Below are 18,375 nucleotides of genomic sequence, written 5' to 3'. Positions count from 1 at the left end.
TGCCCATCTCCGACCCCGCGGCCGGGTCCACGGCAAAGCCTGCGGCCGAGCCCACGGCCGAGCCCACAGCAGAGCCCCTGGCCGAGCACGCGGCCAGGCCCGCGGCCGGTCCTGTGGCCGGGCCCGTGGCCGAGCCCGTGGCCGGGCCCGTGGCCAGGCCTGTGGCTGAATCCACGGCCGGGCCACCGGTAGAGCCGACGGCCGGCCTCGTCGCCGCCTCGTCCTTGTCCTCGTCCCCGTCCTCCCAGCGGGCGGGCGCGCGGGTCGCGGTCGTGGTGGTGACGTACAACAGCGCGGCCGTGCTGCGCGGATGCCTGGACTCGATCGCGACCGGCGCGGCCGGGACGCGGTTGACGTCCGTGGTCGTCGTCGACAACGCCTCGCGGGACGATTCGGTGCGCATCGCCGAGGAGGCCGCGGCGCGGCTGCCGCTCCGGGTGATCGAGACGGGCCGGAACGGCGGCTACTCGGCGGCGATCAACGCCGGGACGGCGGCGCTCGACCTCGACGAACTGGACGCGGTGTTCGTCATGAACCCGGACTGCCGGTTCCTCGACGGCGCGCTCGCCGCGCTGGCCGGGGCGCTTGCCGCGGACCCTCGCCGGGGCATCGCGGTTCCGCGCCTCTCGCACCCGGACGGGACGCTCCAGGCGTCGCTGTTCCGCAGGCCGAGCGTGGCGCACGTGTGGGTGGACGCGCTGCTGGGCGGACGCCTGTCCGGCAGCCTGACCCGGCTGAGCGAGAAGATCACCGATCCGGACGCGTACGCGCGCGCGCACGAGGTGGCCTGGGCGACGGGTGCCGCACAGCTTCTCTCGGTGGAGACGATCCGCCGCGTAGGGCCGTGGGACGAATCGTTCCTGCTCTATAGCGAAGAGACCGAATACGCGCTGCGCGCCGCTGACGCTGGGCTGAGCACCTGGTACGAGCCCTCCGCTGGGGTGGTGCATCTGGGCGGCGAGTCCGACACCAGCCCGATGCTGTACTCGCTGCTCACCGTCAACCGGGTCCGCCTGTTCCGCAGGCGGCGCGGGACGGTCGCCACGGTTCCGTTCTTCCTGGGCATCACGCTCGGCGAGGTCCTGCGCACCCTGGCCGGACGCCGCACCTCGCGCGCCGCGCTGGCCGCGCTGCTGCTGCCGTCCCACCGGATCCGGGAGCTGAAGGCATGACCTCCCCGGACGTCCCGGGCTCCTCGGAGAAGTCGCTGCGCTCGGTCGGTGCGAGGTTGCGGCTCGTCGGTTTCGACGCCCTCCGCGCGGACGAACTGGACGCGTGGCACCGGTTGCGAGCGGCGGACGCGCGCTACGACAGTCCGTACTTCCATCCCGGTTTCGCGGCGGCCGTGCAGGCGTCCGGGCGGCCCGTCACGGTCGCCGTGGCGAGTGAGGGCAAGCAGGTCACGGGCATTTTCGCCCTGCATCGTGACGGTGCGGTCGCGCGTCCGGTCGGCTGGCCCGGCGCCGACTTCCAGGGGCCGATCACGGCCGCCGGAATCCCCTTTCCGGTCCGGGCGCTGGTCGCCGGGGCGAGCGTCCGCGCGCTGGAGTTCGACCACCTGCTGGACGGCACGCCCGGCTTCGAGGCGTGGACCGAGTCGCGGCGGCCGTCGCCGTTCCTCGACGTCACCGGCGGTCTGGACGGCTACCTCGGCCGCGCCTCGCGCAGCGGCCGGGAGAACATGTCGCAGGCCCGCCGCCGTGTCCGCAAGGCCGAACGGACGCTCGGCCCCGTCACCTTCGAGGCGGACGCCCTCGACTCCGCCGCGCTGGACGAGCTGATCGCGTTGAAGCGGGGCCAGTACGCGGCCACGAACGCGCGCGACTACTTCGCCGAGCCGACCCGCCGCGACCTGCTGCATCTTCTCTTGAACACGCGCTCGGCCGATTTCGGCGGCGTGCTGTCGGTGGTGCGGGCCGGACCGCATCTGCTCGCCGCGCATTTCGGCCTGCGCGCCGGGGGCGTTCTGCACTGGTGGTTTCCGGTGTACGACCCGGCGCACTCGGCCCTCGCGCCCGGCTGGATCCTGCTGCGCGAGCTCGTCGCCGCCGCGCCGGAGCTCGGCGTCACGCGCATCGACCTGGGACGCGGCGAGGACGAGTACAAGCGCCGCGCCAAGACCGGCGAGACGTTCGTGGCCCAGGGGGCGGTGCTGCGCGGCCCGGTCGCGCGGGCCGTCCGGCGCGTCCGGAACAGCGCCGTGGGAACGGCCCGGAACACGTTGCGCGACACCCGGTTCGCTCCTGCGCTCCGCCGGGCCCGCCGCGCGCTGGAGACCGCCCGTCAGTCCGAGGACGGCCTCCGATGACCCCGCCTGCTGATCACCCCGCACTCTCCGTCCCTTCCCCGCCCGGCGCCAGGGGGCGCCGGCTCACCCCTGGATGCGTGAGCTTTGGCTGTTCACGGCGACAAGAGCGGCGGGCGCGCGGCCCGGCGGACCCCCGTCCGGCGACGCGCCCTCATCCTCGTTGAGAACCTGTCCGTCCCGTTCGACCGGCGGGTCTGGCAGGAGAGCACCGTCCTGCGCGACGCGGGCTGGGAGGTGCACGTCATCTGCCCGCAGGGCGAGAAGAACGACACCGAAGCGGAGGCGTTCATCGACGGTGTCGCTATCCACCGCTATCCGCTGAACGCGGCGAGCGGCGGGCCGCGCGGCTACCTCGCCGAGTACGGGTCGGCGCTGTGGCACACCGCCCGGATCGCGCGGCGGCTCGTCCGGGAGCACGGGCCGTTCCACGTCGTGCACGCCTGCAACCCGCCCGACCTGCTGTTCCTCGTGGCGCGGATGCTGCGGAGGCACGGCACGCGGTTCGTCTTCGACCAGCACGACCTGGTCCCGGAGCTGTACCTGTCCCGGTTCGGGCGCGGCGAGGACCTCCTCTACCGCTGCGTCCGCCGGGTAGAGCGCGCGACCTACGACACCGCGGACGTCGTCATCGTCACTAACGAGAGCTACCGGGACATCGCCCTCAGCCGCGGTGCGAAGAACCCGGAGGACGTGTTCGTGGTGCGCAGCGCTCCGGCGACCGACCGGTTCCGGCCCGTCCCGGAGCAGCCCGAGCTGAAGCGCGGCAAGCAGCACCTGCTCGTGTACCTCGGCGTCATGGGTCCGCAGGACGGCGTGGACTACGCGCTGCGCTCCCTGGCCAAGCTGCGCGACGAGATGGGCAGGCACGACTGGCACGCCGCGTTCCTGGGCGACGGCGACATGTTCGACTCGCTCGTCAGGATGGTCGCGGAGCTTGGCCTGGAGGACCGGGTCGAGTTCCCGGGACGCGTGCTGGACGACAGGCTGCTGCCCTACCTCTCCACGGCCGACGTGTGTCTCGCGCCCGATCCCTATAGCCCCCTCAACGACCGCTCCACGATGAACAAGGTCATGGAGTACATGGCCATGTCGCGTCCTACGGTCTCCTTCGATCTGCATGAATCCCGCGTGTCCGCTGGGGACGCCGCACTGTTCGCCCCCTGCGACGACGAATCCGCGTTCGCCAAGCTCATCGCCCAGCTTCTGGACGATCCCGAAGAACGCGCGCGCATGGGAGAGATAGGGCGCGAACGCGTCGCCGGACAACTCTCGTGGGATCACTCCCGCACGGCGCTGCTAGCGGCCTACGATGCGGCGTGCGCCCCGGAAAGGATGCGCCGCGCCTCCCTGATCCGGCGCCTAGGACGCCGCACGGACAAGGAGGGGTCGTGAAGCAGACCCTACGGAGCCGCTTTGTCGAAGGGCCCGACTCGCTAGGCGCGAAGGCGCGGCGGCGCCGGTGGGACATGTTCCGCCAGGCGTTCCCGGATCTGGACGCTCTGTCGGTCATCGACCTGGGCGGCACCTACGAGTTCTGGCAACGCGCACCGGTCCGTCCGGCGCGGCTCCACATCGTGAACCTGCTGGAGAAGCAGCCGGACGATCTGCCCGACAACGTGACCGCGGAGACCGGCGACGCCTGCGACCCGCGTCCGGACCTGGTCGGCTGCGACTTCGATTTGGTCGTGTCGAACTCGGTCATCGAACACGTCGGCGGAATCGCTCGGCGCGAACGTTTCGCGCGCGCGGTACGGGACCTCGCGCCCAGGCACTGGGTGCAGACGCCGTACAGGTACTTCCCGATCGAGCCGCATTGGGTGTGTCCTGGCTTCCAGTTCCTTCCGCTGAACGCGCGGGCGCGCCTCGCCGAACGCTGGCCGCTCGTGAAGGTGAAGCCGGAGGGACGCGAGGCCGCGATCGCGGACGCGCTCGGCGTCGAGCTGCTCGGACGGACGGAGATGAGCTACCTGTTCCCCGAGTCGGCCATCCTCGGCGAGCGGTTCGCGGGCCTCGTCAAGTCCCTGATCGCGGTGAAACGAGGCTAGGCATGGCGACTGCTGGCGTCGGTACCCCAGCTGACGGGACGGCCTCGCCGCACCCTGGCCAGGGCTTTGTCCAGCGCCAGCACCGCAAGGTAGCAGGCGGCCTCGACGGCCCCGACCCTCCGCGCGCGCACGAGGACCCGCAGGTCCGAGAGCCGCAGCGGGGTCGCGGTCACCGGACGTCCCAGCTCGGCGAGCTGCCGGTTGCCGAGCCGGACCCGGACCCGCCGCCGCAGGTGCGCCCGGACCGTCCGGGCCGGGCGCACCACCGAGGTCGCCTCGGCGACGACCACGCGCTCGTCCGGGGCGAAGCAGGCGTGCACCCAGCCGTCGTCGGCGACCAGCCCGTCCGGCATCGGGAACACGCGCGCGTGCCCGTCCTCGGTCAGCACGTAGACGCCCGTCCCGGCCAGTCCCCGCGAGGGGGCGACGAGGGCCTCGTGGACGCGGTGGACGCGCCGCGCGACCGGCCCCGTGCCGGACAGGTCCAGCACCGGCCGGGGCGCGCAGGCGAGCACTCCGGGCCGCCGCGCGGCCTCGGCGAGCGCGCGGACGCCGGCGGCCGAGAGCAGGACGTCGGCGTCGGCATAGACCCGGGGGAAGACCCGCGCGGCCGCGTCGCCGAGCCGCAGCGCGTTGGCCTTGCCCGGCGTCGCCGTCTCCACGACCCGGACGCCCGCGTCCCGCGCCACCCCGGCGGTGCGGTCGGTGCACGCGTTCGCGACCACCACGACGTCGAACTCCCCGGGAGCGGCCCCGTCCAGGAGCCGGACGAGCAGGGCGGCGAGTCCCGCCTCCTCGTCGTGCGCGGGGATGACGACGCTGACGACCGGCCCTTCGGTGAGGTCCACGACAGATGAGAGTAGAGCGAACCAGGCTCGACGGGATGCTGCTGTTCGTCCCCGAGCCGCACCACGACGACCGCGGCCTGTTCACCCGGACGTTCGACGCCGCCGTCGCGGCCGCGCACGGGCTGGACCCCGCCGCCTTCATCCAGGACAGTCAGTCCAGGTCACGCTACGGGACCGTCCGGGGAATGCACGGACGGTCGGGCCGCGGAGAGGCCAAGCTCGTGCGCTGCGCGCGGGGAGCGGTGCTCGACGTCGTCGTGGACGCGCGTCCCGGCTCGTCCACCTTCGGCCAGCACGTGACCGTCCGCCTGGACGACGAGACCTTCACGACCCTGTACGTCCCGCCCGGGATGCTGCACGGCTTCCAGTCGCTCACGGCCCTGTCGGACGTCTGCTACCGCATCGACCGCGAGCACGACCCGTCCGAGGACCTGTCCGTCCGCTACGACGATCCGGACTTGAAAATCGCCTGGCCCCTCCCGGTCGCCGCCATCAGCGACCGCGACCTCGCCGCAGGCTCCTGGGCCGCCCTACGAGCCCGCCTCTCCAACTGACCGGGAACGGGCACGCGTCAGCTGCGTGCTGCGTGTGTCAGGTCAGGGTCGGCTGTTGTGGCGTGCTCTCGTGCGCGCGCGTCTCTCGCGGGGGCGAGGCCGCGTAGGAGCAGGAACGTCGTGAGCGTGGCCGCGCCCGCGGCCGCAATGGCGAGGGCACGGCCGGCGACGACGGCGCCGTGCGGCGCAAGATCGGGATCATCGGTCAGACCGAGGGCCGTCGTAGCCCTGTGACCTGCGACGATGGCCACGCCGATCGAAGTCGTCACAACAATTGCGAGAATGCCCCCAACGATCCGCCCCCCGTCGTTCGTTTGGGTTAGTGGGACGAGGAAGCCACGACGACGGAGGACGGCGATGGTGAGACAGACGCCGATCATGACGATGAGAGCACTGCCGACGGTGTCGCTCGGCCGGTGCCAGCTCGCCGTCACGGTCGCCGCGCCGATGCCCGCCGACCCGGCCAGCACGGGCAGCGCCGTCCACGACCGCCGGCGCACCGGCACGGCCAGCAGCAGCCCGCACAGCACGGCCGTCGCCACCGCCGTGTGCCCGCTCGGGAACGACCGGTCCTCGCGGCGGAAGCCGTGGGCGAGCAGGATCGGCCGGGGCAGCACGGCCTGGAGCAGTTCGGTCGCCGTCACCGTCGTGAGGATCATCAGGACGGTCGCGACGGCGATCGCACGCCCGCCCGCGCGGTGGCCGATCCAGCCGACCAGGCCCGCCGCCAGCGCCAGCGTCCAGACCGAGATCGTGTCCAGTGCCGTCACCACCGGGGACGCGCGGTCCGGCCAGGCCGCCCGCAGCACCGCGTCCTCGAACCGCTGCCCCGGCACCGTCCAGACCGCGAGCGTGTACACCGCGACGAGCAGCGCGCCGCACGCGACCGCGACGGCCACGGGCACCACACCGGCCCGGCCGTCCAACCCCCGAGACGCCATGCCCACCAACGTAACCAGGCGCGCCGGAGACCCGGAACCACGCCCTGGCCACAATCAGCCGTCCCCCGGCGAAGCTCCCCGCCCGGCGTCCGGCTGTGCTCACAATGCGACCTATGACCGAGTCGTTCGGCAGGAGCCGGGCCCTGACGGTCGCGACGGCGGGGCTCCTCGCCCTCGGCCTCGCCGCCTGCCAGGGCAAGGACCGCGCAGCGCCCCAGCACACCGGCGCGCCGTCCAGCCCCGGGCCCGGCTCGCCCACCGCAACCACGCCTCCCGGCGCGACACCGCTGCCCTCGAACGTCCCGACCGCGGACTCGACCGCCACGGCCGCGCCCGCCGGGAACCACCGCTGCCCCGCCTACCCGACCCCGGCCTGCACCGGAGCGCCGCACACCCTCACCGCGATGCGCGCGGTCAGGCTGAACGTGGACAACGACGCCCTGCTGGTCGACAAGCCCGGCACGGTCCTGGACGGCGTGCACGTCCCGGGCAACCTCGTGATCGCCGCCGACCGCGTGACGATCCGCAACAGCGTGATCGACGGCCGCGTGACCAACGACTACAAGGACCAGAACCACCCGTTCACCATCACCGACTCGACCGTCGGCAGGCCCGACCGCTGCGTCAGCGAGGACGGCATCGGCACCGCCCGGTACCGCGCGTCCGGCGTCCTGGTCCGCGGCTTCAGCCATGGCTTCAAGGTCTCCGGCGACGCGGCGAGGGGCGGCGACGTCGAGATCACCGACAGCTACGTCAAGAACTGCTCCAACGGCGCCGACCACGCCGACGGCATCCAGGTCTGGGGTGTCCGCGACGCGCGCCACCTGCTCGTCCGGCACAGCACCTTCGACCAGCGCGGCGTCTCCGACTTCACCGCCCCGCTCTTCCTCGCCGACAGCGCCGGCGGCACGATCAGCGACGTCACGGTCGACAGCAACCTCGTCGCGGGCGGCACCTACAGCATCCAGCTGAAACACGTCGCCGGCCACGTCGTCGTCCGCGACAACCGCATGGTCGACCGGACCTGGTCGTACGCCCCCGTCGAGTCCTGGTGCCACGCCATCCAGTCGTGGACCGGCAACACCGTCGTCACCATCGACCCCAACTACAAGATCACCTCCACCGTCCGACCTCTGCCCTGCACCGAATGACGGCGCACGAGCCGAAGAAGCCGTGCCCGAAGCCCGAAGCCCGAAGCCCGGAACCCGCAGCCCGAGCCGAAGCCCCACTTCAGACCTACGAGATCCCGCCTCCAAAGACCCATCCGAGACCGCTTCAGACTCACGGGAAAACCGCCTCCGCGCGCGTTGTGTGTGTGCGTCGCGTCCAGACAGAGGTGCCTCCGCGGATGTTGAGCGCGTGGGGTGCGTCCCCCGAGACCCGACCTCGCGCCTGTTGGACGCGTGGGGCTCAGCGGGATCAGCGAGCGCGGGGCGGGGTGGATCCGGGGCGGGAAGCGGGTCTCGGGCGGAGGGGGACCGCGGAGCGGGGATCGGTGGCCCCGACGGAGCGTGGGGCGGTGGCCCCGACGGAGCGGGGGCGGGTGGCTCGGTCGGAACGTGGACCGGTGGCCCGGACCCGCCCGGGGCCCGTGGCCTGAAGTGCTTGCTCGCGGGTGATGCGGAGCAGCGCGCCCGAGGCGCCGACCATGAGGAAGGTGAGGCCGGTGATGGTGGCGAACGCCAGCAGGTCGAAGGTGACCGCGCCGACCAGGGGAGCCGCCAGGGAGGCGGTCACCGAGAGGGCCAGGTCGCGGGTGTCCGGGTCGGTGAACGCCTTGCCGCGGGCGCGCAGCGAGGAGTAGATGCCGCCCAGGAACAGCAGCACGAGCGCGGTCGTGCCGAGCACGCCGGTCTCGACCATCGACATGATGTACTGGTTGTCGAACGCGTTGTAGACGGGGAAGTGCCAGGTCCCGTCGCCGCGGCCGAAGATCGGGTGCTTGGAGATCTCCATCGCGGCCTGGCCGTACCGGTGCTGCCGCGCGGTGATGCTCGTGTCGGCCTGCGCGTTCGCGAAGAGGTTGTAGATCGCGCGGACCAGCCCGCCCGCGATCATCAGGACGCCGAGCGAGCAGGCCGCGACCACGACGAGCGCGCGCGTCCGCATCCTCGGCGGCCATCCCGCGAGCAGGACGAAGCCGATCGCGAGCAGCGTCAGCACGCCCGACCGCGACACCGAGAACAGCATCCCGGAGAGGAGCAGCACGGCCGACGCCCACCAGGGCCAGGCGCGTCCGCCCGCGCGTCGCGCGCGCAACGCGTAGTGGATCGCGAGCGGCAGCACCATCGTGCAGACGATCCCGAACTCGATCGGGTGCCCCGTGGTCGCCGCCACCCGCAACTGCCCGCCGCGCGGGACGATCGTCGGGTTGTCGCCGCTGGTGTACCGGAGCAGCGGGATGACCATGTACTTGGTCAGGTCGAACATGAACAGATACTGCAACGCGCCGACGAACGCGGCCCCCGTCCCGGCGGCCACGACCCACTTGAGCAGGACGTCCAGGCGGTCGAGCGTCCGCACGCCGTCGCAGACCGCGAGCGCGGCCCCGGCGTAGGCGATCGACAGCACCAGCGAGTGGTCGAGCAGGTTCCGCTCGTCCGCGGGCAGGTACCCGCTGTTCGCCGCGCCGTAGCAGGCGAACATCGCCGCGACGTAGAACGAGACCACCGTCCGGGCGGCCGTCCGCCCCTTCGCCGCGCCCGAGTCCCGGACGAACTGCGCCGCCAGCCACGTCAGCCCCATGGCCAGCGCCACCAGGTCGGCGGGCGTGAGCGAGATCCCCGTCCCCTTGACCACGAGCCGCGCGGGAACGATCAGCGTCGCCAGGGCGAATATCACCCCGAGCGTCGCCCCGTCCGCCCCCGCCACGTGCCCTGAGCGCCCGGCGCCGTCCGGGCCGGCCACGGGCGCTGAGCGCCCTCCGGAGCCACCGGAAACGGCGTCCTGCGGCCCGCGCTGCCACGTCCCCGCCCGAACCGCCGCCCCGCCCTTCCCGACGCGTCCACGGAACCCTCCGCGTTTCCGCGCGAGTCCCGCGAACTCCCCCCGCCCTCTCACGCTCCCCAGCCGCCCCCCAGCCCCCTCAAGCCGCCTCACAACGTCCGCGCGCCGCCCTGCCGCGTCCTCCTTCGCCGTGCCGGCGCTCCCGCGCTGCCCTGCCCCGTCCTCCTTCGCCGTGCCGGCGCCCCGACGCGGTGCCGCCGCGTCCTTCCCCGTCACGCCCGCGCTCGCGCGCGGCGCTGCCGCGTCCTCCTTCGCCGCGCCCGCGCTCGCGCGCGGCGCTGCCGCGTCCTCCTTCGCCGTGCCCGCGTTCCCGTGCTGCGCTGCCGCGTCCTCCCTCGTCGCGCCCGCGCTCGCGCGCGGCGCTGCCGCGTCCTCTTTTGCCGTTCCCGTGCTCGCGCGCTGCGCTGCCGCGTGCTCCTTCGCCGTTCCCGCGCTCCCGTGCTGCGCTGCCGCGTCCTTCCTCGCCGTGCCCGCGCTCGCGTGCTGCGCTGCCGCGTGCTCCTTCGCCGCGCCTGTGCTCCTGCGCTGCCCTCTTCCGTTGTCCTTGCGGCGCTTTGTGGCGTTGTGGCGCTGGTCTTCAGCGTTGTTGCTCGGCTCTTCGGCGTCCTTGGGCCGGCCTTCTGCGTCTTTTCTCGGGCCGTCTGCGTCCTTGCGTTGGGCTTGAGTGTCGTCGTGTCGCTTCTCGGCGGCCTCGCGTCGGCGCTGGACGTCGTCGTGGTGCTGGTTTTGCGCGTTGGGGTCCGGGGCGGGGGACGGGTTGGTGGGCACGGTCAGTGCCCTCCAGCGGGCTCGGGTTCGGGAGCGCGTGGGCGGGGCGGCGGGTTGTCCGCCTCGGCGGATTCGCGGCGGCGGCGCCGGTGCTGGGCGTAGCTCTCGCCGCCGTAGGCCAGGGTGAGGCTGACGATGACGGAGAAGGCCATGAAGGCCACGGCCGCGCGTTTCTTGCCCTTGCGCTGGACGACCGGGGTGGTCGGCGGGACGGCGCTGCTGAGCGTGATGAACGTCGCCGGGGGAGCGCCGAGGCGGTGCTGGCGCTCGTCCAGGACGCGCTTGGCCTCCTCGACGAGCTTGGTGTTGGTGTTGAAGGCGATGTCGGGGGACGTGCTGTCCACCTGGATGTAGATGAACGGACGGCCGTTGTCGAGCAGTTCGGGGTTGGTGCTCCCGTTGCCGACCTGCACCTGCGTGGCCCCGCCCGGGGGTGCGCCGATGCGCTGCGCGATCTCGGGTGAGCCCATGATCTGGATCAGGATCGCGGCGGTCTCGCTCAGCCCCCGGTCGTAGATGAGCAGCGGGTTCCGGTCGGGCTGCTTGCGCTGGTCGACGGTGACGTCGCCGCCGTTCTTGGGGCTGGACAGCACGAGCACCGACGTCGAGACCCAGTGCGACGGCGTCATCGCGAACACCGCGCCCGCCATCACCAGCGACAGCAGGAACGCGGGGACGGTGAGGTACCAGCGCCGGAACAGCACCAGCAGCGTGCTCCAGAAGTCCATCGTGCCGCGCTCACCTCACCCTGGGAGCCGGGGCGTCCCGGGGCTCGTCGCCCGCCTCCCGCTCGCGCGCCGCCGCCTCGTCATCGAGGATCCCGAACGCCGAGGTCCCCTGCCGTGCGCCGCTTTCCCTCTCCCGCTCGTGCTCCTGGTCGTCCCCACCATTTCGGTCATGTCCGCCTGCGTGTCCGGATTCGCGGTCGCGGGTGACGTCGTGGCCGGAGGTGTTCGGGTGCGGACGCTTGCGGGGGTGGTCGTGGACGGTTTCGGCGGGGTCGGCGTCCAGGGGAAGGCCGTAGTCGGTGATGTCGGACGGCGGGTGCCCGTTCTGTTCGGCCGGACGCGTGCCGTTCCGGGAAAGCGGCAGCGGAGGGATGTGCTTGGACGGGGAGTCGTCATCCTCGTCCTCCCACGCGGACGGGTCGTACCGACGGACGCGCCGAGAGGAATCGGAGGATCCCGCCGAGAGGAGCGCGGCGGGACGGAGCGGAGCAGCGTCCTTCACCGAGCCGTAGTAGAAGTCGTACGGGGTTTCGGCGGCGGCCGCGCGCAGGGAGCGGCGGCGGATGACGAGGTAGGCGATGCCGAAGCCCATGCAGACGATCGCGCCGAAGGCCGCGCCGGCGAACTCCCACTTCTGCGTCATCTTCGCCTGCGGCGGGGACGCCGGGACGACGTCGGTGAGCATCAGGTAGGTCTGCTTCGGCGCGCCGAGGGTGCGTTGCCGGTTGATGAGGTCGGTCCGCAGGTACTGCTCGGCGTTGCGGACGATCCCGGTGACCGAGTCCTCGCGCGTGCTCGTGACCTGCACGAAGATGAACGGCCCGGTCTGGCTCGCGGTCATGACCTTGCCGTTGCTGGTCCCGTCGTTGATCACGACCTTGGCCGGGCTGCCGGGGCCCGCGCCCATCTTGGTCAGCGCGTCCCGGGTGCCGGCGGCCTGGATGAGGATCGCGGCGGTCGTCTTCAGGCCGTCGTTGAACTGGAGCAGCGGGTTGGTCGTCCAGCCGGGGCGGTTCGGGTCCTCCAGGCCGCCGGCGGACGGCGTGGTGAGCACGAGCAGGCTGGACGAGACGTACGTCACCGGCGTCAGCACGAACACGAGCGCCGCGACGCCGAGCGCGAGCACGACGACGGGCGGCCCGATGAGCCGGTTCCGGGCGATGCCCAGGATCGTCTTCCAGAAACCCATGTGTGCCCCCGGTGGGCCCTCGCGCGGACGAGGGCGGTTCGACTCCGCGGACCGGCGTCGTCGCGCCGCCGCGTCCGGTCAATTCATGCCGCTGTCATCGTGCATCCCGGTAGTGCCTTTTTCATCGGTCCAGGTGCCGCCATGGCCACTATCGGCCGGTGGAAAACTGCAGATCATCGGGTGTCGCGGCCGGTCGCGAGGCGGGCGAGTTTCCGGGCCCGGTGCTCGGCCACCCGCCGTTCCCGGCGGGCCCAGGTGGCGCGGACGGCGGCGCAGGCGCGGCGGCGCTGCTCGTCGGAGAGTTCCGGAGTGTTCCGGGGGTCGGATACCCATCGGTATATCTCCAGGCATTCGAGCGTCGTGGCGAAGTGCGCCGTCCATGAGGGGACGCCCAGGCGGCGCGCGAGAACGCCCGGTTTCTCGGTTTTCCAGTGCCGGTGCGCGAGCACTTCGCCGACGTGTCCCCAGGGGCCGGCGAGAGCGAGTTTCGTGGCCATCACCTCGTCCTCGCGCAGCATGTTCCGGCGCGGCAGGGAGACCAGTACGTCCCGCCGGATAAGGCCATAAAGCGGGTCGATGAGGAGATGGCTGGAGTTCAGCAGCCGCAGCATCGCCTTGAAGCGCGTGAGCGGGTCGTCCGAGCCGAGACCCTCGTCGGTGTAGGGGGACGTGCTCACGACGCCCTCATCGCTCGTGTAGGACGTCTGGGACGTGACGAGGACGAGCCGCTCGTCCTTCCCGAAGACCTCCAGCGACCGGGACACCAGCGTCGGTTCGAGCACGTCGTCGTCGCTGACCCACCGGAAGTACTCTCCCGACGCCAGGCGGCTCGCGCTCATGAAGTTCGGCAGGATGCCGATGTTCTCCGGGTGCCGGTGGTAGGTGACGCGGTAGTCGCGGTCGGCGAGGGCGCGGCACCGGTCGGCGGTGTCGTCGTCGGACGCGTTGTCGCAGATCAGGAACTCCAGGTCCGGATGGTCCTGGCCGAGCACCGACCGGGCGACCCGGTCGACGCGCTCCCCGGCGTTGCGCACGGGCAGCGCGATGGTCACCAGCGGCATGGCGGATCAGCCCTCCTTGGACGTGGCGGGGATCGGGAGGCGGTGCGCGACGCGCGCGAACGCGTCCCTCGGGACGACGAGCAGCAGGTAGACCAGGACGCCGAGGCCGCCCGCGACGACCAGCCGCGCCGCCGCGACCGGCCCGGCCGCCGCGGTGACGGCGCGGTCGGCGCCGAGCACGACGGCGGCCGTGAGCGCCGCGGCGACCGCGGGACGGACGAGCGCGGGCAGCGCCGGGGCCAGCCGGACGCCCGCGCGGTGCAGCGCGAGCAGCGCGAGCGGCAGCGCGACGGCCACGCCGACCAGCGCGTGCGCCATGCCGACGCCGCGGATGCCGTCCAGCCGCACGCCCGCGAGCAGCGCCGGGACGAGCACGACGACCCACGCGAGGTTCAGCCACATCGTCGCGCGGGTGCGTCCGGCGGCGGTGAGCACGTCGAACGTCAGCGAGGTGATCATCCGGACGGCCATCAGGACCGCGAGGAACCCGAGCACGACCGCGCCGGGCGTCCACCGCGCGCCGTAGAGCAGGGTCAGCAGCGGCTCGGCGAGCGTCGCGAGCAGCACCGCCGCCGGGAACACGAACGCGAGCAGCAGCGGCAGGCTGCGGCGGACGCCGTCGGAGAGCGAGTCCGGGTCGTCCCGTTCGGCCAGGCGCGAGAACGCGGCCGTGGACACGTACCGGATCGCCTGCCCGACCAGCGTCGGCACCCAGCTCGACACGTTGAACGCGATCATGTAGTAGCCGATCGCGACCGTCCCGAGGACGTGCCCGACGATCACGTAGTCCGCGTTGAGCAGCACCGACTCGATGCCAAGGGACGCGGCGAGCGGCAGCCCGAAGCGCAGCAGCCGGCGCGCGACGGTCCGGTCGAACCCGAATCGGGCCGGGACGTCCGCCCACTTCATGATGAGCGCGCCCGCCACGACGGACGCGACGACCTGTCCCCACACGAAGCTGTACGGGCCGAAACGCGCGAGCGCCAAGGCCACGGCGACCGGCGCCTGGCACACGAGGCCGACGAGGTTCGCCTTGACGATGGTGTCCTGCCTGAACGTGCGCATGAGGGAACCGCTGCGGACGGCCGTGATGCCGTCCACGACGACGACGAGGCACAGCAACCGGATCGGTCCTGTAGCAGCGTCGCTGTTGGCCAGATGCGCGTAGTACGGAGCCGCGAACCAGCACGCGGCGTAGACGAGCGCACTGGAGACGAACGCGAGGACGGCCGCCGTAGGGGCCATCTCCTCGAGCTTCCCGCGCCACTGCACGACGGCCGCGATGATGCCCGCGTCGTTGATGTGGATGAGGAACGCCCACGCCGCTAGCGCGATGGCGAAAACACCGAAGTCCCTCGGCGCGAGCAAGCGCGCGAGCACGAGGTTGAGCGCGAACGACCCGGCCTTGGTACCGACCGTTCCCAGCAGGCTCCAGCTGAGCCCTCGCTTGGCCTTCGCCCCTAGTGACCGTTCCGCTTCGCCCCCGCCTGCCTCTGCGCTTACGGCGGCCTGGCCGTTGCTGTCGGCCCCACGGCCAGTGTCGCCGGCCGCATGGCCCGTGCTGTCGGCCACGTGGCCGGTGTCGTCGGTCAAGGGGCGTCCTGTACGCGCTCTAGCCAGATCTCCCGCCAGAACGGGACGAACTCGCGCGGGCAGTTGAAGTTGTAGGCGCCCTCACAGACGAGGCCCTCCAAGATGATGCAGGGCGTCTTCATGGTGAGGAGGCGTCCGGTGCGCTCGTCGAGGACCTTCTCCACCCGCGCGCGCACGCGAGCCGTCTTCCCGCAGTGGCGGGCCATCTCGTTCTCGAAGCCCATGCCACGGTTGAGCAGGTCCTTGTTCAGCGTCTTGATGATTTCGGCACGAGACTTGATCCGGACGAGCTCGCCTGGCTTGAGGTCCAGGTTCTCTACGGGCGTGCGACCGTCGAGGGCTCCCTCGAACAGAGCCCACCGCAGCCCCTTGTTGATGAGGAACTGCTTGGGCAGGCGCTCGCGAGTGAGGTCCTGATAGCGGTTGTAGCCGCCGATCAGGAACGCCTTCACGGACTCGCCGATCGTGTTGTTCCCCGTGCGGACGTCTTCCACGAACTGGCTGATGTTCTTCACACCGACACGCTCCGGCGCGGCGCGCAGCAGCTCGGTCGCCTGGCACGAGTAGCGGATCTCGCCGTCCGCGTCGGGTTCCTTGCGCGTATTGACCTCGAGCAAGGGGAGCAGCTTGCGGACGCCCGCGTCGTCCTCCGCCGCCAACTGCGCGCTCCCCGCCGCAGGCTGCGCGCCCTCCGCCGCAGACTGCCTGCCTGCCGGAGGCTGCGCGTTAGCGGGTCCTGAGCCGACGCGCTTGAGCCAGGCGTCCTTCCAGTACAGCGAGCACGCCGTCTGGCAGCCGCCGTGGGACGACCCGTCGCAGCGCGCCTCGGTCAGGTGGACGGCGTTCTCCATCCGCCGCATACCGGAGCGGCTGATGGTGTCGCAGAGCTTGTGCGCGACCTTGTGGACGGTCATCCGCCGGCCGCAGTAGGCGAGCATCTCCGGCATGAACGGGAGGCCCTCCAGCTCGCCCCGCTCGTCCAGGGTCGCGAGGATCTCCTCGGCGCCCCTCACCTCGACGACGTCGCCCGCTTTCAGCTCGGTCATGGTTGCAGCTCCTTGAGGAGTCCGGCGTCGCGCAGGGCGTCGGCCGCGGCGGCGACGGTGGCGAACGGCAGGTCGGATCGGCGGGCGATGTCGAGGAGGCCGTGCTCGCCGTCGGACAGGTTCAGCACCCACAGCATCGCCATCTGGGCCTGTTCGGTGTCGCTGCGTCCGCCCAGGGACGCGTACAGGCCACGGCGTCCCAGTTGGGGTTCGCCGTAGGGACTCAGGTTCAGGTACGTCCGGTCGCGCTCCAGTACCTGGACGGTCTCCCACAGCGTTTCGAGCGTGTCGCTCATGCCCGCAGGGGAGACGAACGACGGATTGTCACCGGACGTGTGGTACTCGGGATATCCGGCGTAGGGCGTCCGCGTCAGCGATCCCACAGGAAGGTTGAATCCGGGGGAGCAGTACTGGCGTTCGTCGTAGCCGTAGGGGGAGAAGTCGAGAATCGTGTGCGGACGTCCCTGGAGCACGTACTCGAAGGCCCGGTCTATAGGAGCGTCGCCTCGGCGGCTCCGCTTGTAATGAATCTGGCCTTCGTCTCCTGCGCACGCGATGGTCAGCCCGTGGGCGATGGAGTCCACGCGTTCCCGGTTGCGGGCCAGCCAGGTAATGGCCCCGATGGTTCCGGGAGCGAAGATGAAGCGGAACGTGTGGTGAGGCTCGCGGAGGCGCTGCGCCAATGCGACGGCTACGGCGATGCCCGCCAGATTGTCATTCGCCAAGGACGGATGGCAGACGTGGCAGGAAACGAGCACTTCCCTATCGCTGGCCCCCGGAATGACGGCCTCGCCGTAGGTGAGATGCCCGTCTTCCAAGGTGGAGTCGATGACAACCTCGAACGGGCCGTCCCCCATGGACGCGCGAGTCTCCTCGCTCAGGCAGAAGCCCCACGTCTCGGCGTAGTAGCTCGTCCTGTAGGGAACCAGGGACGGCTGGTCGGGCAGCGTATGGAGATGCGGAGCGAGGTCCTCCATCATCATCGTCGCGTGCACGGGGGTGCTGTAACCGACGACGTGCAGGTTCAGCTCCCGGAAATCGACGATGCGCTCCCCCGTCGCGATGTCCGTGATGTGCGCGTCGCGAATGTTCCACTCGCGGGGGACTTCCCAGTCGAGCACGTGCGTTCCGGTCGGGACCTCGTGCGCGCGCAGGGACGGAAGGTACTCCCCCACGATGGCGAGCGTCTTGCGGACGCCGTCCCCCGTGATGCTCCGGCAGAGCGGATACAGCCGCTCCACCAGAGCCTGCATCTCGTCCGGTGTCATGGCCGGAAGTTCTCGTCGAGCGTGCCCGCCTCGCGGCGGTCGGCGAGGCGGGCCAGGCGCGTGAAGCGGCGGTCGAACGCCTCCTGCGTCAGGCCGTAGTTGCGGTAGGCGTCGGCGAGTTCCGTCGCGCCGTCCGCAACGGACCATTCGCAGTCGAAGCCCGGAAGCGCCTTCCGGATGCGGGAGAAGTCGACGCGGTAGGAACGGGGGTCTCCGCCCGTCTCCCCCGTGATGAGCAACTCCGCTTCGGGCACGGCCTCATGCACGTGCTCCGCGATCTGCTTGACCTGAAGGTTGTTGCGTTCGGTGCCCACGTTGAACGCCTTGGCGTGGACGGCTTCGCGCGGGGCGTCCAGCACGGCCGCGAACGCGGACGCGATGTCGCGCGCGTGCACGAGCGGACGCCACGGAGTGCCGTCCGACAGCACCTTCACCACCCCGGACAGCAGCGCGTGCCCGACGAGGTTGTTCAGCACGATGTCCGCGCGGAGCCGGGGCGAGAACCCGAAGGCCGTCGCGTTGCGGAGCGAGACGGGGGAGAAGCCGGCGTCCGCCAGCCCGAAAATGTCGTCCTCGACCCGTACCTTGGACTCGGCGTACGGGGTGACGGGACGGAGCGGGGCGTCCTCGTCCACCAGCGAGTCGCCGCTCGCGCCGTACACCGAGCAGGTCGAGGCGTAGAGGAAGCGCCGCACGCCGGCGTCCCGGGCGAGCCGGGCCAGCCGGGACGCGGCGTGGTGGTTGATGTCGTAGGTGATCTCGGGGCGCAGCGACCCCAGCGGGTCGTTCGACAGCGCCGCGAGGTGCACCACCGCGTCGAAGCCGGCGAGCGCGCCGGCCTCGACGTCCCGGATGTCGGCCCCCAGCGCGGGCGGGTCGTCCGGGGACGGCCCGAGCACGCAGTCGGCGAACAGCCCGGAGTCGAGGCCGGTGACCTCGTGACCGGCCGCCGTCAGCACGGGCGCCATGACCGTGCCGAGATATCCCTGATGGCCGGTGAGCAGGACGCGCACGGCAGCT

At 71.7% G+C, this 18,375-nt stretch carries 16 protein-coding genes; 6 read left to right on the top strand and 10 right to left on the bottom strand.

All coding sequences use genetic code 11. The annotated features are described in order from the left end of the window. Nucleotides 1–161 precede the first annotated feature (161 nt). From ACFPCY_RS14815 to ACFPCY_RS14800, 4 genes are all read left to right on the top strand, one after another. Nucleotides 162–1,172 (top strand): glycosyltransferase family 2 protein, encoded by a 1,011-nt coding sequence (locus tag ACFPCY_RS14815; RefSeq protein WP_378255399.1) that lies wholly within the window; start codon nucleotides 162–164, stop codon nucleotides 1,170–1,172. Further along, entirely contained in the window at nucleotides 1,169–2,308 is a 1,140-nt protein-coding gene (locus ACFPCY_RS14810) for a GNAT family N-acetyltransferase (RefSeq protein WP_378255398.1), read from the top strand. Before ACFPCY_RS14815 ends, ACFPCY_RS14810 begins: the two co-directional genes overlap by 4 nt. Before the next feature lie 84 nt (nucleotides 2,309–2,392). After that, nucleotides 2,393–3,700: a glycosyltransferase family 4 protein gene (locus ACFPCY_RS14805; RefSeq protein WP_378255396.1), complete on the top strand. Its 1,308-nt coding sequence runs from the start codon at nucleotides 2,393–2,395 to the stop codon at nucleotides 3,698–3,700. Beyond that, complete coding sequence (locus ACFPCY_RS14800) at nucleotides 3,697–4,353, top strand: class I SAM-dependent methyltransferase (protein WP_378255395.1); 657 nt, start codon at nucleotides 3,697–3,699, stop codon at nucleotides 4,351–4,353. Before ACFPCY_RS14805 ends, ACFPCY_RS14800 begins: the two co-directional genes overlap by 4 nt. On the opposite strand, the gene ACFPCY_RS14795 is transcribed toward ACFPCY_RS14800, so the two are convergent. Continuing rightward, entirely contained in the window at nucleotides 4,350–5,201 is an 852-nt protein-coding gene (locus tag ACFPCY_RS14795; RefSeq protein ID WP_378255393.1) for a glycosyltransferase, read from the bottom strand. The genes ACFPCY_RS14800 and ACFPCY_RS14795 overlap by 4 nt on opposite strands. Nucleotides 5,202–5,206: 5 nt before the next feature. Between ACFPCY_RS14795 and ACFPCY_RS14790 the strand changes: the two genes are divergently transcribed. Beyond that, nucleotides 5,207–5,755, top strand: a complete 549-nt coding sequence (locus ACFPCY_RS14790; protein ID WP_378255391.1) for a dTDP-4-dehydrorhamnose 3,5-epimerase family protein — start codon at nucleotides 5,207–5,209, stop codon at nucleotides 5,753–5,755. Nucleotides 5,756–5,772: 17 nt separating this feature from the next. On the opposite strand, the gene ACFPCY_RS14785 is transcribed toward ACFPCY_RS14790, so the two are convergent. Next, entirely contained in the window at nucleotides 5,773–6,696 is a 924-nt protein-coding gene (locus ACFPCY_RS14785) for a phosphatase PAP2 family protein (RefSeq protein WP_378255389.1), read from the bottom strand. Between the two features lie 113 nt (nucleotides 6,697–6,809). Between ACFPCY_RS14785 and ACFPCY_RS14780 the strand changes: the two genes are divergently transcribed. Next, nucleotides 6,810–7,847 carry a right-handed parallel beta-helix repeat-containing protein gene (locus ACFPCY_RS14780; RefSeq protein ID WP_378255387.1) on the top strand — a complete coding sequence of 346 codons (1,038 nt, stop codon included), beginning with the start codon at nucleotides 6,810–6,812 and terminating at the stop codon, nucleotides 7,845–7,847. Nucleotides 7,848–8,115: 268 nt separating this feature from the next. Here the strand turns inward: ACFPCY_RS14780 and ACFPCY_RS14775 are convergent, their stop codons facing one another. The 8 genes from ACFPCY_RS14775 to ACFPCY_RS14740 form a co-directional block, all read right to left on the bottom strand. Continuing rightward, a complete protein-coding gene (locus tag ACFPCY_RS14775; RefSeq protein WP_378255385.1) occupies nucleotides 8,116–9,537 on the bottom strand; it encodes an O-antigen ligase family protein in 1,422 nt (473 codons plus the stop codon). A gap of 935 nt (nucleotides 9,538–10,472) precedes the next feature. Beyond that, nucleotides 10,473–11,198, bottom strand: a complete 726-nt coding sequence (locus ACFPCY_RS14770; protein WP_378255383.1) for a YveK family protein — start codon at nucleotides 11,196–11,198, stop codon at nucleotides 10,473–10,475. A gap of 10 nt (nucleotides 11,199–11,208) precedes the next feature. After that, nucleotides 11,209–12,387: a hypothetical protein gene (locus ACFPCY_RS14765; protein ID WP_378255381.1), complete on the bottom strand. Its 1,179-nt coding sequence runs from the start codon at nucleotides 12,385–12,387 to the stop codon at nucleotides 11,209–11,211. 173 nt (nucleotides 12,388–12,560) lie between these two features. After that, nucleotides 12,561–13,448, bottom strand: coding sequence for a glycosyltransferase family 2 protein (locus ACFPCY_RS14760; protein ID WP_378255379.1), 888 nt, complete (start codon nucleotides 13,446–13,448; stop codon nucleotides 12,561–12,563). A gap of 6 nt (nucleotides 13,449–13,454) precedes the next feature. Further along, nucleotides 13,455–15,041: a lipopolysaccharide biosynthesis protein gene (locus ACFPCY_RS14755; RefSeq protein ID WP_378255377.1), complete on the bottom strand. Its 1,587-nt coding sequence runs from the start codon at nucleotides 15,039–15,041 to the stop codon at nucleotides 13,455–13,457. Further along, a complete protein-coding gene (locus tag ACFPCY_RS14750) occupies nucleotides 15,038–16,087 on the bottom strand; it encodes a hypothetical protein (RefSeq protein WP_378255375.1) in 1,050 nt (349 codons plus the stop codon). Before ACFPCY_RS14750 ends, ACFPCY_RS14755 begins: the two co-directional genes overlap by 4 nt. Then, nucleotides 16,084–17,355 carry a DUF4910 domain-containing protein gene (locus tag ACFPCY_RS14745; protein ID WP_378255373.1) on the bottom strand — a complete coding sequence of 424 codons (1,272 nt, stop codon included), beginning with the start codon at nucleotides 17,353–17,355 and terminating at the stop codon, nucleotides 16,084–16,086. The genes ACFPCY_RS14750 and ACFPCY_RS14745 overlap by 4 nt, the downstream gene beginning before the upstream one ends. Continuing rightward, nucleotides 17,352–18,368: an NAD-dependent epimerase/dehydratase family protein gene (locus ACFPCY_RS14740; RefSeq protein WP_378255372.1), complete on the bottom strand. Its 1,017-nt coding sequence runs from the start codon at nucleotides 18,366–18,368 to the stop codon at nucleotides 17,352–17,354. Before ACFPCY_RS14740 ends, ACFPCY_RS14745 begins: the two co-directional genes overlap by 4 nt. Between the last annotated feature and the right edge of the window lie 7 nt (nucleotides 18,369–18,375).

It is taken from the genome of Actinomadura gamaensis, from assembly GCF_042652125.1.
Taxonomy (GTDB): domain Bacteria; phylum Actinomycetota; class Actinomycetes; order Streptosporangiales; family Streptosporangiaceae; genus Spirillospora; species Spirillospora gamaensis.
This window is presented reverse-complemented; position numbering and strand designations above follow the sequence as displayed.

Bases quoted from the DNA above. Each gene is read 5' to 3' on its own strand.
- ACFPCY_RS14810 (WP_378255398.1), top strand. From the start codon at position 1,169: ATGACCTCCCCGGACGTCCCGGGCTCCTCGGAGAAGTCGCTGCGCTCG.
- ACFPCY_RS14745 (WP_378255373.1), bottom strand. From the start codon at position 17,355: ATGACACCGGACGAGATGCAGGCTCTGGTGGAGCGGCTGTATCCGCTC.
- ACFPCY_RS14785 (WP_378255389.1), bottom strand. From the start codon at position 6,696: ATGGCGTCTCGGGGGTTGGACGGCCGGGCCGGTGTGGTGCCCGTGGCC.
- ACFPCY_RS14780 (WP_378255387.1), top strand. From the start codon at position 6,810: ATGACCGAGTCGTTCGGCAGGAGCCGGGCCCTGACGGTCGCGACGGCG.
- ACFPCY_RS14790 (WP_378255391.1), top strand. From the start codon at position 5,207: ATGAGAGTAGAGCGAACCAGGCTCGACGGGATGCTGCTGTTCGTCCCC.
- ACFPCY_RS14765 (WP_378255381.1), bottom strand. From the start codon at position 12,387: ATGGGTTTCTGGAAGACGATCCTGGGCATCGCCCGGAACCGGCTCATC.
- ACFPCY_RS14760 (WP_378255379.1), bottom strand. From the start codon at position 13,448: ATGCCGCTGGTGACCATCGCGCTGCCCGTGCGCAACGCCGGGGAGCGC.
- ACFPCY_RS14770 (WP_378255383.1), bottom strand. From the start codon at position 11,198: ATGGACTTCTGGAGCACGCTGCTGGTGCTGTTCCGGCGCTGGTACCTC.
- ACFPCY_RS14750 (WP_378255375.1), bottom strand. From the start codon at position 16,087: ATGACCGAGCTGAAAGCGGGCGACGTCGTCGAGGTGAGGGGCGCCGAG.